The sequence below is a fragment of the uncultured Polaribacter sp. genome (assembly GCF_947500975.1).
Taxonomy (GTDB): Bacteria; Bacteroidota; Bacteroidia; order Flavobacteriales; family Flavobacteriaceae; genus Polaribacter.
In genome coordinates, this window is sequence record NZ_CANMUE010000001.1 from 39,030 (window position 1) to 57,021 (window position 17,992).

Annotated in this window: 14 protein-coding genes; 13 read left to right on the forward strand and 1 reads right to left on the reverse strand. The window is 28.0% G+C overall.

From position 1 onward, the window contains the following. The first annotated feature begins 91 nt into the window (after positions 1 to 91). The 13 genes from Q0733_RS00165 (at position 92) to Q0733_RS00225 (ending at position 17,071) form a co-directional block, all read left to right on the forward strand. Positions 92 to 1,168, forward strand: coding sequence for a DUF3810 domain-containing protein (locus tag Q0733_RS00165; RefSeq protein WP_298777494.1), 1,077 nt, complete (start codon positions 92 to 94; stop codon positions 1,166 to 1,168). 89 nt (positions 1,169 to 1,257) lie between these two features. Further along, positions 1,258 to 4,221 (forward strand): amidohydrolase family protein, encoded by a 2,964-nt coding sequence (locus Q0733_RS00170; protein WP_298777497.1) that lies wholly within the window; start codon positions 1,258 to 1,260, stop codon positions 4,219 to 4,221. A 5-nt stretch (positions 4,222 to 4,226) separates the two neighbouring features. Further along, positions 4,227 to 5,522 carry an amidohydrolase family protein gene (locus Q0733_RS00175; protein ID WP_298777500.1) on the forward strand — a complete coding sequence of 432 codons (1,296 nt, stop codon included), beginning with the start codon at positions 4,227 to 4,229 and terminating at the stop codon, positions 5,520 to 5,522. A gap of 151 nt (positions 5,523 to 5,673) precedes the next feature. Then, positions 5,674 to 6,471, forward strand: coding sequence for an RNA methyltransferase (locus Q0733_RS00180; protein ID WP_298777502.1), 798 nt, complete (start codon positions 5,674 to 5,676; stop codon positions 6,469 to 6,471). A gap of 10 nt (positions 6,472 to 6,481) precedes the next feature. After that, entirely contained in the window at positions 6,482 to 7,225 is a 744-nt protein-coding gene (gene ppgK, locus Q0733_RS00185; protein WP_298777504.1) for a polyphosphate--glucose phosphotransferase, read from the forward strand. Between the two features lie 46 nt (positions 7,226 to 7,271). Next, complete coding sequence (locus Q0733_RS00190) at positions 7,272 to 7,880, forward strand: hypothetical protein (RefSeq protein ID WP_298777507.1); 609 nt, start codon at positions 7,272 to 7,274, stop codon at positions 7,878 to 7,880. A 71-nt stretch (positions 7,881 to 7,951) separates the two neighbouring features. Next, a complete protein-coding gene (locus Q0733_RS00195; RefSeq protein WP_298777510.1) occupies positions 7,952 to 9,184 on the forward strand; it encodes a M48 family metallopeptidase in 1,233 nt (410 codons plus the stop codon). A 103-nt stretch (positions 9,185 to 9,287) separates the two neighbouring features. Next, positions 9,288 to 11,507, forward strand: a complete 2,220-nt coding sequence (locus Q0733_RS00200) for a RelA/SpoT family protein (RefSeq protein ID WP_298777512.1) — start codon at positions 9,288 to 9,290, stop codon at positions 11,505 to 11,507. A gap of 73 nt (positions 11,508 to 11,580) precedes the next feature. Further along, the gene (locus Q0733_RS00205; protein WP_298777514.1) at positions 11,581 to 12,030 is read left to right on the forward strand and encodes a Fur family transcriptional regulator; all 450 of its coding nucleotides are present in this window, start codon (positions 11,581 to 11,583) and stop codon (positions 12,028 to 12,030) included. Between the two features lie 37 nt (positions 12,031 to 12,067). After that, positions 12,068 to 13,339: an adenylosuccinate synthase gene (locus tag Q0733_RS00210; protein ID WP_298777516.1), complete on the forward strand. Its 1,272-nt coding sequence runs from the start codon at positions 12,068 to 12,070 to the stop codon at positions 13,337 to 13,339. A gap of 64 nt (positions 13,340 to 13,403) precedes the next feature. After that, entirely contained in the window at positions 13,404 to 15,026 is a 1,623-nt protein-coding gene (locus tag Q0733_RS00215; RefSeq protein ID WP_298777518.1) for an OstA-like protein, read from the forward strand. Between the two features lie 18 nt (positions 15,027 to 15,044). Beyond that, positions 15,045 to 16,223, forward strand: coding sequence for an aspartate aminotransferase family protein (locus Q0733_RS00220; RefSeq protein ID WP_298777520.1), 1,179 nt, complete (start codon positions 15,045 to 15,047; stop codon positions 16,221 to 16,223). A gap of 74 nt (positions 16,224 to 16,297) precedes the next feature. Then, the gene (locus Q0733_RS00225; RefSeq protein WP_298777523.1) at positions 16,298 to 17,071 is read left to right on the forward strand and encodes a LuxR C-terminal-related transcriptional regulator; all 774 of its coding nucleotides are present in this window, start codon (positions 16,298 to 16,300) and stop codon (positions 17,069 to 17,071) included. A 32-nt stretch (positions 17,072 to 17,103) separates the two neighbouring features. Here the strand turns inward: Q0733_RS00225 and Q0733_RS00230 are convergent, their stop codons facing one another. Continuing rightward, positions 17,104 to 17,985, reverse strand: coding sequence for a hypothetical protein (locus Q0733_RS00230; RefSeq protein ID WP_298777525.1), 882 nt, complete (start codon positions 17,983 to 17,985; stop codon positions 17,104 to 17,106). Positions 17,986 to 17,992 lie beyond the last annotated feature (7 nt).

Genomic DNA, 17,992 nt, shown 5'->3' on the forward strand with positions numbered 1-17,992 from the left:
ATTTTTATTTGTACACAATTGTTATGAACATTTTTAGATTATCTTGTTAATAACCAGTCAACTTCCAAAATGAAATCTTATTTTTACCACAATGAAGTGGAATAAAGCACATAACATCTTAGCAATTTTACTACCAATTCAAATAGTTTTGGTGCAGTTAGCATCTAAAAACTCTGCATTCGTTGAACGATATTATTCAAATGGATTATATCCATATATGTCATCATTCTTTAGACTTATTTTAGGGTGGATTCCTTTTTCTGTTGGAGATATACTATTGGCTTACCTCCTCTTTATTTTTATTCGTTTTTTTTTTAGATTGATAAAAAACAGATTTATAAACTTTTTACCTAAAACACTACATTTAATAGCTGTTTTTTCTATTATTTATTTTTGTTTTTATATTTTTTGGGGATTAAATTACTATAGAGAACCATTAGCAAAGAACTTAAATTATAAACAGCAAAAGTACACTACAAAACAACTACAAAAAGTTACAGAGTACATTATTGAAAAGCTAAATTATTATCAATTAGAAATTACAAAAAACGATACTTTAAAAGTAAAAAACCCTTATTCTCAAAAAGAAATGTATACGATGGCAGTTGCCGGATATGATAATTTATCAAAAGATTTTCCGCAATTAAAATATCAATATAAATCAGTAAAGAGCTCATTAATGAGTTTGTTGCAATCTTATAATGGAACATCAGGATATTTAAATCCTTTAACTGGTGAAGCACAGGTTAATGATAGGGTTCCTAAAACGAGTTATCCGACTACAACTTGTCATGAAATGGCCCATCAAATTGGTTTTGCTGCAGAAAATGAAGCTAATTTTGTTGGTTTTTTAGCAGCTAATTATAATGATGATCTTTATTTTAAATATGCAAGTTATAGAATGGCTTTTGGGTATTGTATTATGGAAATTAGAAAGCGTGATAAAAATCTATCAAAAAAGCTTATGACAACTGTTAATAAAGGAATTATTAAAGATTTTAATAAAAGTAATGAATTTTGGAAACAGTATAAAAATCCGTTTGAACCTTTAGTTAAAAAAGGATACAATGCTTATTTAAAAGCCAACAAACAAAACAAAGGTATTGACTCTTACAGTTATGTTATAGACTTGTTTATTTCTTATTTTGAAGCTTCAGAACAGCATTAATTTTCTTAAAGTTTTGTTAAAGAAACTATTTTTAACATCATTCAAAAAGCATATCAATAAATTTATATCAAATTCAAATTATAAACCACATGAAAAAACTATTCTTTATACTCTTTTTCATATCCTATTTTGTGGCAAAGGCACAAGATTATTTTCCTACGGATAAAGGAGTTAAAATTACTAAAAGCTCTTTGTATGCTTTTACAAATGCAACCATTTATGTAACCTCAAATAAAGTTATAAAAAAAGGAACTTTATTAATTAAAGATGGTAAGGTTGTAAGTGTTGGTAAATCTGTTAAAATTCCTTCTGGTACACAAACTGTTAACCTTAATGGAAAAACAATTTATCCTTCTTTTATTGACATTTATTCTAACTTCGGAATTACAAAACCAAAACGACCTGCAGGTAGACCTAGATCACGTCAATATGCAGCTAACCGAAAAGGTTATTATTGGAATGATCATATTAGGCCTGAAACCAACCCTATTAACGATTTTAAATTTGACACAAAAAATGCAAAAAAACTTTTAAATGCAGGTTTTGGTGTTATAAATACTCACTTACATGATGGTATTATAAGAGGAAATGGTTTATTAATTGCATTAAATCCAAAATCTTCAAACGCTTATAGAGTTTTAGATACAAAATCTGCACAACATTTTTCTTTTTCTAAAAGTGTAAAATCCAGACAAGCTTATCCAGGGTCAAGAATGGGTGCTATGGCTTTATTACGTCAAGTTTATAATGATGCAGATTGGTATGCAAATGGCGGCATGAAAAACAAAGACATGGCTTTAGAGGCTTTTAATAATAATAAAAACTTATTGCAAATTTTTGAAACCGGCAATCATTTAGATGCTTTAAGAGCAGACAAAGTTGGAGATCAATTTGGGGTACAATACACAATTGTTGGTAGTGGAGATGAGTATGAAAGAATTAATGATATAAAAGCAACCAATGCAAAATTTATAATTCCTGTAAATTTTCAAAATGCTTATGATGTTTCTAACCCTTTATTAGCACAACAAATTTCTTTAAGAGATATGCGTAAATGGAATCAAGAACCATCAAACTTAAGTGTTCTTGCCAAAAATAACATCACTTTTGCCTTAACAACTCATGGTTTAAAAGAGGTCAAACTATTTCATAAAAACTTACAAAAAGCCATAAAGTATGGTTTTAGCAAAGAAAAAGCATTAGCTGCTTTAACCACTATACCTGCACAAATTATAGGAAATAATTCAATTGGTAATTTAAATACTGGTAGTTATGCTAATTTTATCATTACTTCTGGAGATGTTTTTGACTCAAAAACTACAATATATGAAAATTGGGTTCAAGGTGATAAAAATATAATTAGCGATATGAATATTAGAGATATTACAGGTAATTATATGTTAAACGTAAATAACACAAATTACGATTTAATTATCACGGGTAAAGGAGCTAAACAAAAAGGAGTTCTTAAAAAAGGTGATGAAAAAGTGAAATCTACCTTTTCATTTGCTGATGATTGGATTTCAATTAATTTAAATGAAAATGGTACTTATACAAGAATGATTGGTAAAGTTATCAATTCATCTAATGTAATGGAAGGTGCTGCTTTTGATAGTGCAAACAATGAAACAAGATGGTCTGCAAGTAAAAAAGTAAAAAAGGATGTCGATAAGAAAAAATCTAATTCTAAAAAGAAAGACGAGGCTATTGTTGTTTTACCAGTTACTTATCCAAATTTAGGTTTTGGAAATTATACCCAACCAAAAGCAGAAAACTATTTAATTAAAAATGTAACTGTTTGGACAAGTGAAGATATAGGTATTTTAGAAAATACAGATGTTTTAATTAAAGATGGGAAAATAATAAAAGTTGGTAAAAATCTAAGCGTAAGAAAAGCCATTGAAATTGATGGTACAGGTAAACATTTAACTGCTGGTATTGTCGATGAACACTCGCATATTGCTGCATCTGCAATTAATGAGGGAGGACAAAACTCATCTGCAGAAGTAACCATAGAAGATGTAATAGATCCTAATGATATTAATATTTATAGAAATATTTCTGGAGGAACTACATCTGCACAAATTTTACATGGATCGGCAAACCCTATTGGAGGACGTTCTGCAATTATCAAATTAAAATGGGGAGAAAATGCCGATAATATGATTTATGATAACTCTCCTAAATTTATAAAATTTGCTTTAGGTGAAAATGTAAAACAATCTCGTTATCAAAACGGAGTTCGTTTTCCACAAACAAGAATGGGAGTTGAACAAATGTTTATTGATTATTTTACTAGAGCAAAAGAATATGATGCCATAAAGAAAAGTGGTCAACCATATAGAAAAGATACAGAAATGGAAACATTATCTGAAATTTTAAACAAAGAACGTTTTATTTCTTGTCACTCTTACGTACAATCAGAAATTAACATGTTGATGAAAGTTGCTGAAAAATTTAACTTTAACATTAATACTTTTACACATATTTTAGAAGGTTATAAAGTTGCTGACAAAATGGTAGAACATGGCGTTGGTGGCTCTACTTTTTCTGATTGGTGGGCTTATAAATACGAAGTAAATGACGCAATTCCTTTTAATGCGGCAATTATGCACAATGCTGGTGTAACTGTGGCAATTAACTCTGATGATAGAGAAATGTCTAGACGTTTAAATCAAGAAGCTGCAAAAACAGTTAAATATGGTGGAGTTTCTGAATTAGAAGCATGGAAAATGGTTACAATAAACCCAGCAAAATTATTACATATAGATGATCGAGTTGGTAGTATTAAAGAAGGTAAAGATGCAGATGTTGTTTTATGGAGCGACCATCCAATGTCTATCTATGCTAAAGTAGAAAAAACCTTTATTGAAGGAAAAATATACTTTGATAGAAATGAAGATTTGAAAAAACGTGCCGCAATAACATCAGAAAAAAGTAGATTAATTAATATGATGCTAAATGAAAAGTTAAATGGAGGTAAAATACAAGCACCAAAAAAACGTAAAGACAGAAATTTTGTTTGTGAAACTTTAGAAGAACTTAAAAACTAATAATGATGAAAAAAATACTATATAGTTTGCTGATTTTCTTTTGTATTGGAAACAGCTTAGCACAACAAACTCCTGCAGATAAACAAACTAAAGATTTTTCTATTGAAGGAGCAACAGCACACTTAGGAAACGGGCAAATCATTGAAAACTCATTGATTATGGTTAGTGATGGAAAAATTGTTTTTATAGGTAACTCAATGATAAAAATTGTAAGGAGAGGAACCATAATAAATGCTAAAGGAAAACACGTATATCCTGGGTTTATTGCCGCAAATGCTTCATTGGGTTTAGTAGAAATTGATGCTGTAAAAGCAAGTGATGATCAAGAAGAAATTGGTTCTATGAACCCACATATTAGAAGCTTAATAGCCTATAATGCAGAAAGTAAAATTATAGAATCTATGAGGCCAAATGGTGTTTTAATGGCACAAATAACGCCAAGAGGTGGTACAATTTCTGGGACTTCTTCTGTGATGCAATTAGACGCTTGGAACTGGGAAGATGCAGCAATAAAAGTAGATGATGCTATTCATATGAATTGGCCTGGAAGTTTTACAAGTGGAAGATGGTGGTTGGGAGAAGATCCAGCACTAAAGGTTAACAAAAATTACATTAAAAACATAAATAAGATCAAATCTTATTTTTTGAATGCTAAGAACTATTTAACTAGTAATTCGTCAAAAACACACTTACCTTATCAAGCTACAAAAGACTTGTTCAATGGAATTAAAAAGTTATTTATTCATGCTAGCGGGCAAAGAGAAATTACAGATGCCATTACAATCTGTAAAGAGTTAGGTATTAATAATATTGTTATTGTTCATGGTGAAGGTGCAGAAAAAGTTTCTGATTTATTAGTTAAAAATAATGTTCCTGTTGTTTTAGATAGACCTCACAGAAATCCTAATAATGAAGATGATGCTTACGATTACACTTATACAATTGCTAAAACTTTAATTGATAAAGGTGTTTTAGTAAGTTTAGGTATGGAAGGGCAAATGGAGCGTATGAATACAAGAAATTTACCTTTTTACGCAGGTACATTTGCTGCACATGGTTTAGACAAAGAAGTTGCTTTACAGTTACTTACCTCAAACACAGCTAAAATTTTAGGTATTGATGATTTTGTTGGAACGCTTGAAGTTGGTAAAGATGCAACACTATTTATTTCAGAAGGAGATGCTTTAGATATGAGAACAAATATTTTAAGTAAGGCTTTTATTCAAGGAAGAGAAATTAGTTTAGAAAGCCATCAAACAAAACTTTGGAAACGTTATTCTAACAAGTATAAAACTAAATAAATTTTTAATAAGTTAAAAGGCTCACTATTGTGAGTCTTTTTTATAAATTACAATTAATAAATAATAAATTAAGTAAATAAAATTATTTTATTACAAATATTCATTAAAAAGAGAGTTTATACAATACCTATAATTAGGTATATTTGTGTTAATGAAAGAAATAACAAGTACACAAAATTCTTACATAAAAAACCTTTTAAAACTTCAAGAAAAATCTCGAGAACGAAAAAAACAAGGTCTTTTTTTGATTGAAGGAAAGCGTGAGATAAATTTATCTATAACATCTGATTACATAATAGATACTATTTTATTTGTTGGTAATTTTTTAACTAAAAAAGAACTTTCTTTTTATATTTCTAACGATATTGAAATTATAAAAATTTCTAAAGATGTTTATCAAAAAATTGCTTATAGAGATTCAACAGAAGGAGTTATAGCCATTGCAAAAACAAAAGATTTATCTTTAAAAAATATTAAATTTAAAAATAAAAATCCATTAATTTTAGTTGCGGAAAGTTTAGAAAAACCCGGTAATATTGGTGCTCTATTAAGAACTGCAGATGCAGCAAATATTGATGCTGTTTTTATTGCAAACCCTAAATCAGATTTGTACAATCCAAACATAATACGTTCTAGTGTAGGGTGTATTTTTACTAATAAAATAGCCGTGGGTTCTTCTGAAGAAATGATAGATTTTTTTAAAGAAAAAGGGGTTAATATTTTTGCAACAACATTGCAAAATTCAAATGAATATTACAAAGAAAATTATCTAAATCCTTCCGCTATTGTAGTTGGTACAGAAGCTTCTGGTTTAACTAAAGCTTGGCGAGATGCGGCTACTCAAAATATACACATTCCTATGCAAGGAAAAATTGATTCTATGAATGTTTCTGTTGCAGCAGCTATAGTAATATTTGAAGTTAAAAGGCAAAGAGGGTTTAAAATTTAAGTAACATTACATGAAAGTATTAGGAATAGATATTGGCGGCTCTGGTATAAAAGCAGCAGTTGTAGATACTAAAAATGGTGAATTATTAACTGAAAGACACAGAATTACAACACCTAAACCAGCAACACCTGAATCTGTAGCAAAAGTTGTAAAAGAAATGGTAGATTATTTTAATTGGGAAAAAGCAATTGGTTGTAGTTTTCCTACCACAATTGTAGATGGCACATGTATACACACAGGTAATTTAAGTGATAAATGGTTAAATGTAAAAGTTGATAAACTATTTAAAAAAGAGTGTAAATTACCATTTTATGTTAGTAACGATGCTGATTTAGCTGGTGTTGCTGAAGTAAATCTAGGTGCAGGCAAAGGCAAAAAAGGTGTAACTATTGTAATTACAATCGGTACTGGTATTGGATCTGGGTTATTTTATAATGGCAAATTAATACCAAATTTAGAATTAGGGAAGATGTTACACTCAAATGGAAAAATTATTGAATTTTATACCGCCAATTCTATCAGAAAAAAAGAAGAATTAACATTAAAACAATGGGCTTTACGTTTTGATGAACTTTTACAATACACAAAAATTGTATTTTCTCCTAGTTTGATAATTTTAGGAGGGGGTATTAGTAAAAAATTTGACGAATTTAAAGAATATTTAACTACAGATGTAAAAGTAAAAGTTGCTAAATTTAGAAATAATGCAGGTATTATTGGTGCTGCAATGTTTGCAAGAGAAATGCATAAATAAATGAAACTTTTTTGAATAAGATTAAATTTAAGTATAAATCATAATTATGAAAAGATATATAGATGATTTTTCTTCCAAACTAAATAGAATTAGTTTTAAAACGTTAGAAGAAAGTAAAAACTCTATTTACTGTCTTTCAGAAGAATTAGATTTGATTTATGTAAACCCTGCCTGGGTTAATTTTGCAAAAGAAAATGGTGCTAGTATACAGTTTTTAAAAGAACTTCCTATAGGAAAGCATATTGCAAATACTTTTTCAGGAGAAAGTATCAAAAAGTTTTATACTGAAAATTATCTAAAAGTTTTGAAAACTGGAAAACCATGGAGAAATGAATATGAATGCTCAAGTAAAGATGAATTCAGAAAATTTAATCAAAATACTTACCCAATAAAAGGCGGAAATGGACTTATAATAATTAATACATTAACAATCAATTCATCAATGAAAATCATTGGTCGTAAAGCTATAAAAGTAGTAGATCAACGTTATGTAAATTCTGATGGATTTGTTACACAATGTAGTAACTGTAGATGTACTCAGCGTGTAAATGAACCTGATATTTGGGATTGGGTGCCAGAATGGGTTAAAGAAACACCAGAAAACTTCAGTCATTCTATTTGCACTATCTGTTTTGATTATTATTGGAAAAATTAATGCCTCTCTCCTATTTATATAAAAAAATATAAAGTTTAAACCAAGTAACAGCTAAAAAACTGATAACAATAATGACTTCAACAAATTTATTCTATCTATTAATTTTTATTTTAACTATCAGTTTTATTATTAATAAAATTTTAGACATATTAAACACACAACACTTTGATGATAAAATTCCAGATAAATTAGCTGATGTTTATGATGATGAAGAATATAAAAAATCTCAAAATTATAAAAAGACAAATTCACGTTTTTCAAACTTAACATCCTCTTTTTCATTTGTATTAACTTTAATTTTCTTTTTTATAGAGGGTTTTAAATATGTTGATGATTTTGCAAGAAGTTACACTGATAATCCAATATTAGTAGCGTTAATTTTCTTTGGAGTAATTATGTTTGGGTCAGATATTTTAACAACACCATTTTCATATTATAAAACATTTGTAATTGAAGAAAAATTCGGTTTTAATAAATCTTCAAAAAAAACATTTTGGTTAGATAAATTAAAAGGTTGGCTAATGAGTATTGTTATCGGTGGAGGAATTTTATCATTAATAATTTGGTTTTATAAACTTATAGGAACTAATTTTTGGATATACTCTTGGGTTTTAGTTGCGGTTTTCTCTTTATTTATAAACATGTTTTACGCAAAATTAATTGTTCCATTATTTAACAAACAAACAGCTTTAGAAGATAGAGAGTTAAAATTTGCTATTGAAAAGTATGCAAATAATGTAGGTTTTACACTAAAAAATATTTTTGTAATCGATGGTTCTAAACGTTCTACAAAAGCAAACGCATATTTTTCTGGCTTTGGTTCTCAAAAAAGAATTACACTTTTTGATACTTTAATAAAAGATTTAGAAACTGAAGAAATTGTTGCAGTTTTGGCACATGAAGTTGGCCATTACAGAAGAAAACATATAGTATTTAATTTAATAACCTCTATCCTACTTACTGGGTTAACACTTTTTATTTTATCGTTATTTATAAATTCATCAATATTCTCTGAAGCATTAGGTGTCTCTGTACCAAGTTTTCATATTGGACTAATAACTTTTGGTATTTTATATTCACCAATATCAGAAATAACAGGTCTTTTTATGAACTATATGTCTAGAAAGTTTGAGTATCAAGCGGATAATTATGCCAAAGACACTTTTGAAGCTAAACCTTTAATTACTTCACTAAAAAAACTATCAAAAAACAGTTTAAGTAATTTAACACCACATCCTGCATATGTTTTTATGCATTATTCACATCCAACATTATTAGAAAGAATTGAAAATTTAGAGAAATAACAAAACTTCAATTATTCAAAATTTAGGATATTAATTTCTTGTCTGTTAAAAATCTTATTCCTAAATTCACTTTAGATTTAAAAGAAATCTTGTGCACAATTGTATGGAATATAAAGCAACCATAGAAGAAGAAAATAAAGAAATTGCAAATCGATATAAAGATTTACTAAAAGGCACTTATGAAGTTTTGTCAAAAGAAGACAAAGAACTTATAAGAAAAGCTTTTGAAGTTGCAGTAGATGCACATTCTAAACAACGCAGAAAAACTGGCGAACCTTATATTTTTCATCCCATTGCTGTAGCAAAAATTGTAGCAAATGAAATTGGTTTAGGCGCTACATCTATTGCTGCTGCACTGTTACATGATGTAGTAGAAGATACAGAATATACCATTGATGATATGGAACAATTGTTTGGAGAAACAATTGCCAGAATTGTAAATGGATTAACTAAGATTTCTCGTCTTAACAAAGAACAGGATGCATCAATTCAAGCAGAGAATTTTAGAAAAATGCTCTTAACCTTACATGATGATGTAAGGGTTATACTGATTAAAATTGCAGACAGGTTGCATAATATGCAAACTATGGATGCAATGCCTGCACATAAACAAGTTAAAATTGCATCAGAAACTTTATACATTTATGCGCCACTAGCCCATAGACTAGGTTTATATAATATTAAAACCGAATTAGAAGATTTAGGTTTAAAATATACAGAACCAGAGGTATATAAAAGTATTGTTGCCAAAATAAAAGAAAGTAAAGAAGAACAGCAAAACTATTTAGAAAGGTTTTCTGATACTTTGAAAAACGGATTAGATAAAGAAAATTTTTCTTATGAGATTAAAGGTAGATTTAAATCTATTTATTCTATCCGAAGAAAAATGCGGAATCAAAAAGTAACTTTTGAAGAAGTCTATGATAAATTTGCAATTAGAATTATTTTTAACCCATCAACTAAAGACGAAAAGTTTGAAGCTTGGAAAATTTATTCAATAGTTACAGATTTTTTTAAACCAAATCCTGCACGTTTAAGAGATTGGATTTCTCAACCAAAATCTACAGGTTACGAAGCCTTACACATAACAGTTGTTGGGCCGGATGCACAATGGGTTGAAGTTCAAATTCGTTCTAATAGAATGAATGAAATTGCAGAAAAAGGTTATGCAGCTCATTTTAAATACAAACAAGGTGATGAAAAAGAAAGTGGTTTAGAAGGTTGGCTTAATAAATTAAAAGAAACATTAGAAAATCAAAATATAAATGCCGTTGATTTTGTTGAAGATTTTAAACTAAATTTATATGCGAAAGAAATTTACGTTTTTACACCAAAAGGAGAATTAAAATCGCTACCTAAAGATGCATCAGCATTAGATTTTGCTTTTTCAATTCATACAGATGTAGGGCTTAAATGTAGAGGCGCAAAAGTAAATGGTAAATTAGTTCCATTAAGTTATACCTTAAAAAGTGGAGATCAAATAGAAGTAATTACAACTGCTAATAATAAACCAAATATAAGATGGTTAGATTTTGTAATTACAGCAAGAGCAAAAACTAAAATTAGAGCCGCTTTAAAAGATGAAGAAAAGCAAATTGCTGAAGAAGGAAAAGCAATATTATTAAGAAAACTACGTCACCTAAAAATTACTTTTAATGATAAAGTAGTAAACGAATTGGTTGTTTTTTTTAAACTAAGAACCAGTTTTGATTTATTTTTTAGAATCGGTAATGGAGCTATAGATAATACTCAGCTAAAAGCCTTTGTAGCACAAAAAAACAGTACTTTTTTAAATTTCTTTAAAACAAAATTAAGAAGAAATCCATCAGTAAAAGAACCATCAGAAATTGAAGAAGTTAATAGTAAATATGACTCTTTAGTGTTTGGTAAAGAAGAAGAAAAACTTAACTATAAGCACGCAAAATGTTGTAATCCAATTCCGGGCGATAAAGTTTTTGGTTTTTTAACAATTAATGAAGGAATAAAATTGCATAAAAAAAATTGCCCTAATGCAATTTCACTACAATCAAATTATGCTTACAGAATTATGAAAGCAAAATGGATTGATTCTACCAAGCAAGATTTTAAAGTAATAATTAAGATTAGCGGAGTTGATAATGCAGGAATTATAAATAATGTTACAAGAATAATTTCAAATAATATTGGCGTAATTATACATAGTATTAATATTGCAGCAGATGAAGGTATTTTTGATGGTAAAATTGCCGTTAGTGTTAAAAATAGTACACAACTAAATAAATTATTAAAAAGCTTCAAAAAAATTGAAGGTGTTAAAAAAGTTGAACGTGTTAATAGTTTGTAAATATCATTCTTAAAAAAGTTCTTTTTTTATTAGGAAATAACACTAAATTTGTTCTTGTAAATAAAAATATATTATGAGTAATTCTCTTGACAATCAAGAAGTAGTTAAAACAGTTTTCACCTCATACTTAGAAGAAAAAAAGCATAGAAAAACCCCTGAAAGATATGCTATACTTCAGGAAATATACGATGCAAAAGAACATTTTGATATAGAATCTTTATATATTAAAATGAAAAATAAAAATTATAGAGTTAGTAGAGCAACTTTATACAATACCATAGATTTATTGTTAGACTGCAATTTGGTTAGAAAACATCAATTTGATGGACAATCAATGGCGCGTTATGAAAAAAGTTATTTTGATAAAAATCACGATCATGTAATTTTTACAGATTCTGGAGAAGTTAAAGAATTTTGCGATCCAAGAATTCAAATTATCAAAAAAACAATCGAAGATATTTTTGATATAGATATTCATAATCATTCACTTTATTTTTACGGAACAAAAAAGAAGAAATCTTAACAAACAACAATACAACAAACAACTAATTAACAAAATAATGGCTGTAGATTTATTACTAGGATTACAATGGGGAGATGAAGGGAAAGGTAAAATTGTAGACGTTTTAACGTCTAATTATGATATTATTGCTCGTTTTCAAGGAGGACCAAATGCTGGTCATACTTTAATTTTTGATGGATATAAACACGTTTTACACACAATACCTTCTGGAATATTTCACAAAACAGCTTTAAATGTTGTGGGAAATGGTGTAGTAATCGATCCTGTTATCTTTAAAAAAGAGTTAGAAAACTTAGACAAGCATAATATTGATTATACATCAAAATTATTAATTTCTAGAAAAGCACATTTAATTTTACCAACACACAGATTGTTAGACGCAGCTTCTGAAACTTCTAAAGGAAAAGCTAAAATTGGTTCTACATTAAAAGGTATTGGTCCAACTTATATGGACAAAACTGGTAGAAACGGAATGAGAGTTGGAGATTTAGAGTTAGAAAATTGGAAAGAAAAATACGACGCTTTAACAGAAAAGCATTTAAGAATGTTAGAATTTTTTGATGTTCAAATTGAATATGATTTACAAGAATTAGAGTCTGAATTTAAAAAAGGTATTGATAAATTAAAAACACTACAATTTATTGATAGTGAAGAATTTTTGAATCAAGCTATAAAGGATAAAAAAACAATTTTAGCAGAAGGCGCACAAGGTTCTTTATTAGATATTGACTTTGGTACGTATCCTTTTGTAACATCTTCAAACACAACAGCTGCAGGTGCTTGTACAGGTTTAGGTGTTGCTCCAAATAGAATTGGAGATGTTTTTGGAATTTTTAAAGCATATACAACAAGGGTTGGTTCAGGGCCATTTCCTACTGAATTATTTGATAAGGATGGAGAAACAATGGCAAGTGTTGGTCATGAATTTGGAGCAACAACTGGTAGACCAAGAAGATGTGGTTGGTTAGATTTAGTAGCATTAAAATATGCTGTAGATGTAAACGGTGTTACACAATTAATGATGATGAAAGGTGATGTTTTATCAGGTTTTGATACTTTAAAAGTTTGTACTTCTTACAATTATAAAGGTGAAGAAATTACTCATTTACCTTATAATATTGAACCCGAAAACGTTTCTGTAAACTATTCTGAATTTAAAGGATGGGACGAAGATTTAACAAAAATGACGTCTGCAGATCAATTGCCACAAAATTTACTAGACTATGTATCTTTTATAGAAAAAGAAACAGGAGTTCCTGTAAAAATTGTTTCTGTTGGGCCAGATAGAAAACAAACAATTAACAGATAGTTTTATCTTAATATTAAGAACTTTGAGATATTCTTTTCACTATTTTTACATCAAAACAAATCTATTGAAAAGAATATTTTTTTTATTTCTATTCATTTTTACTTCTTTAGCTTTTTCTCAAGAAATTAGAAAAATTGAATACAAAGCAGAAATACAAGAAGCTGATGAAGAATTATATCCTGGAGCAACAGTTCTTTTGGGTAAAGTTAAAATGATTCATGAAGGCATTGTACTAACTTGTCAACAAGCATTATATTATAAAAAACAAAACTTCTTTAAAGCAATTGGTAATGTTTTAATAAAACAAGGAGATACTATTACACAAACAAGTGATTATACTGATTATGATGCCAATGTAAAACAAGCACTTTCTTGGGGAAATGTAGTTTTAACAGACCCTACAATGAAGTTAACTACTGATACTTTACAGTTTGACAGAATCAACCAGAAACTTTATTATCAAAGTTATGCAACAATAAAAGATAAAACAAACACACTAAAAAGTAAAAACGGAAATTATTATTTAGAAAACAAAAAATTTACAGCAACAACAAGAGTTACAGTTGTAAATCCTGAGCATAATTTAGAGTCTAATCATTTAGATTATTATACAAATTCTGGTTACACATATTTGTATGGACCATCAACCATAACAAATACTCAAAATAAAAATAAAATTTATTGCGAAAAAGGATTTTATAACACAAAAACAGACATTTCTCATTTTGTAAAAAACGCAAAGTTATTTCTTAAAGAAAGAACTGTTGAAGGAGATAGTTTATATTATGATAAAAAGAAAGGTTTTGCTTCTGCAACCAATAATATTCAGGTAATTGATACGGTTCAAAATTTTATAACTAAAGGTAATTACGCAGAAATTTTTGAAAAAAAAGATTCTCTTTATATTATAAAAAAAGCAGTTGCCATTTCAATAATAGATAAAGACTCTATGTTTATTCATGGAGATACTTTGTTGGTTACAGGTAAACCAGAAAAAAGAGTGATTAGAACTTATCATAACGTAAAAATATTTAAATCGGATTTACAAGGAAAATGCGATTCTATTCATACAAACCAACAAACTGGCTTGACTAAAATGTATAGAGATCCGGTTATTTGGTCTGATAAAAATCAAATTACGGGTGATAGTATTTATTTAAAATCAAATGTTGATACAGAAAAACTAGACTCTTTAAAAGTGTTTAATAATGCATTTATTGTATCAAAAGATTCTTTATCAGAACAAGATTTCAACCAAATAAAAGGACGAGATATGTTTGGTAAATTTGAAGAAAACAAACTAAGAACTTTATTGGTAAAAGGAAATGCAGAATCTGTTTATTTTAACAGAAATGAAGATACAAAGGTTTTAGAAACCATCACAAAAGAAATTTCTAGTAATATTGAGTTTACTTTAGATACAGGAGTTATACAAACAATAAAGTATTTAAAAGCTTCTGACGGAAAAACTTATCCGTTATCTAAATTACCAGAAGATGTTAAAATTTTAAATGGTTTTATTTGGCGGGAAAGTGAGCAGCCTAAAAAAATGGAAGACATTTTTATAAAAGATTCTAGTAAAAAGAAAATACCAATAAAAAAAGGAAGTTCAAAAAAGGCTAACGCGATTTTAGAACACAAACTACCCAAAAAGAAACCAAGAAAACCCTCACTAAAAAAGCAATAAAATAATATTCTTGTTATATTGAAACCTGACTTTTTTAAATATCAAGCCCAAACCACTCCTCACCCACTTGCTATAGAAATTTCTCATGCAAAAGGTAGCTATATTTATGATATTGATGGTAAAAAACACTTAGATTTTGTAGCAGGAGTATCTGCAAATAGTTTGGGACATAATCACCCAAAAGTTTCTAAAGCCATTAAAAATCAAGTGGATACATATTCTCATGTTATGGTCTATGGTGAATTTATTCAGAAACCACAAGTAGATCTATGTAAACTCTTAGCGTCTACTTTACCAGAAAATTTATCATCAGTCTATATAACAAACTCCGGAACAGAAGCTACAGAAGGTGCTTTAAAATTAGCTAAAAGAATTACAAATAGATCAGAAATTATAACAGCAAAAAACTCTTATCATGGAAATACTCAAGGTGCAATGAGTGTTTCTGGTGTAGAAAAAAAAAATGCTGCTTTTAGACCTTTAATACCTGGAATTAAATTTATCGAATTTAATAATGAGGTTGATATCAATAAAATTACTATAAAAACTGCTGCTGTAATTTTAGAAACCATACAAGGTGGTGCAGGTTTTATTGAGCCTATAAATGATTATTTATCTAAAGTTAAAGAACGTTGTTTAGAGGTTGGAGCATTATTAATTTTAGATGAAATTCAAACTGGAATTGGCAGAACTGGTACTTTTTGGGGATTTGAAAATTATAATGTAATTCCTGATATAATTATTACAGGTAAAGGTTTAGGTGGCGGAATGCCAATTGGTGCTTTTATAGCTTCCCATAAACATATGAATCTACTAAAAGACAATCCTAAATTGGGTCATATTTCTACTTTTGCAGGGCATCCTATTATTGCCGCAGCTGCAAACGCAACAGTAAAAGAAATCTTTAATACCAACTTAATTTCAGAAGCTTTACGTAAAGAACAAATTATCAAAAAACATTTACAACATTCATCAATAAAAGAAATTAGAGGAAAAGGGTTAATGTTAACCGCAATTGTTGAAACCCCAGAATTAGCTGCTAAAATTATATATAAATGTTTAGATAAAGGTTTGATTCTATTTTTCTTGCTTTTTGAGGCAAGGGCAATCAGAATTACACCTCCTTTAACAATTTCTGATGAAGAGCTTATTTTAGGTTGTTCAATAATTATCGATGCAATTAAAGAAGTTGAATAACTTTTTTCTAGTTAATTTGTGATTGAAGTTTTAACTTTCTATTTTAGTATAATAAACTTGATTCCCTTTTATTGATGCATAAAAACACACTTGATTTATTTGAAGAAATATTTGATACACATAAAGAATATAAAGAAACAGTAATAGAAACACATATTCAAAAACTAAGAGAATTGGATGAATATTTACCTCCAATGCAATCTTTTTTTATTGTAACAAATACAACAACACAAAAATACCCATTTATAAGTAAAAACTTTGAGTTTGCTTTAGGTTTAGATAGAGAAAAAATGAGTACAATTGGTGCTCCATATTGGTTTTCTCATTTTCATCCTGATGATTTACCTGTTTGGATGCGTCTTTTAGAAGATTTAATGATTTTTACTATGACAGAAATCTCTGTAAATGAAAGAGATAAATTGAGTTATAGTTGGAATTTTAGAATTAAAAATTCAAATGGAGAATTTTTTAATGTATATGAACATCAAACACCTACTTATTTTGATGAAATTGGAAAACCTATAATAGGTATTGCTCATCAAAGTATTGTTGGTAAAGGAGAATTTAGACCAATTATTGGTACTGTAAAAAAGCTAAATGCTAATAATGAATATGAGACAATTTATTATAAAAATTATTCTCAAAAATTATTAACTTCAAATATTACAAATAGAGAAAAAGATGTAATACGCTTATTAGCATTAAACAATACTAGTATAGAAATTGCAGAAAAACTTTTTATTAGTACGCATACCGTAAATGTTCATAGAAAAAACATTTTAAGTAAATTAAATTTCAACTCTACTAAAGAGTTAATTCAGCATTGTTTAGTACATCAATTGTTTTAATTAGTTTTACTAATCATTAATATAATAATTTACTAATCTCTACCTATTTCATCAATTATGTGTGATGATGGATTTTTCTGTTCTTTAATATCATAATAAACAAATACAATTGCTACTGTAGAAATTATGTATAAAATAAACTCTATAATATGAGAAAAAGCAATTAATAAAAGATATATAGGATCTGAAAAAGAATTTAATATTTCAGTTGAGTTTGGATTTTGTAAAGCTGAACTAATATCTAAACCTTGATATATGCTTGCTGGTAAACTAATAAGAAAAGAAATAATACCAATAAGTATTTGAATTGTTAATAAGATTCCAAAAGTTTCCCACCAATGATTTTTAATAAAACTAAATGAATCATTAATTGCATCAAAAACACCTTTGTCTTGAAATATAAGTAAACATATTGATAAAGATAAAACCACAGCTAAATATATACCAGGAATAAAACAAAAAAGTATTCCAAAAAAAATGATAATACTAATTAAAAAAAACAGCCCAACATAAGGCAAAAGTTTTTCTTTTGTTGATTGTTGTATTTCTGTATAGTTTACTTGCCCTTTATTTTCTATGTATGATTTAATATAAGACAAAGAAGCAACAGTTACAGCTGCATAAGCAACAACATATGACACAATAAATATTAAAAGTGGTATTACTATTTGAGAAAAATTAAAATCATAAAAAGTATCACTATCATCTATTAGAGATAAACTTCCAAAAAATGAAGTTGAAGTCATTAAATAATAAATTACAGCACAAATAGCAATTAAAACAGGAATAATAGACGCCTTAAAAATAGTGACAAAAAAAGGTTTAAATTCAGTACTAATAAATTTGAAAGTATCAGAAAGTATAGAGCCTAAATCTCTTGTTTTTTTAAAATTAATAAACTCTTGATTATCCATTTAAAAA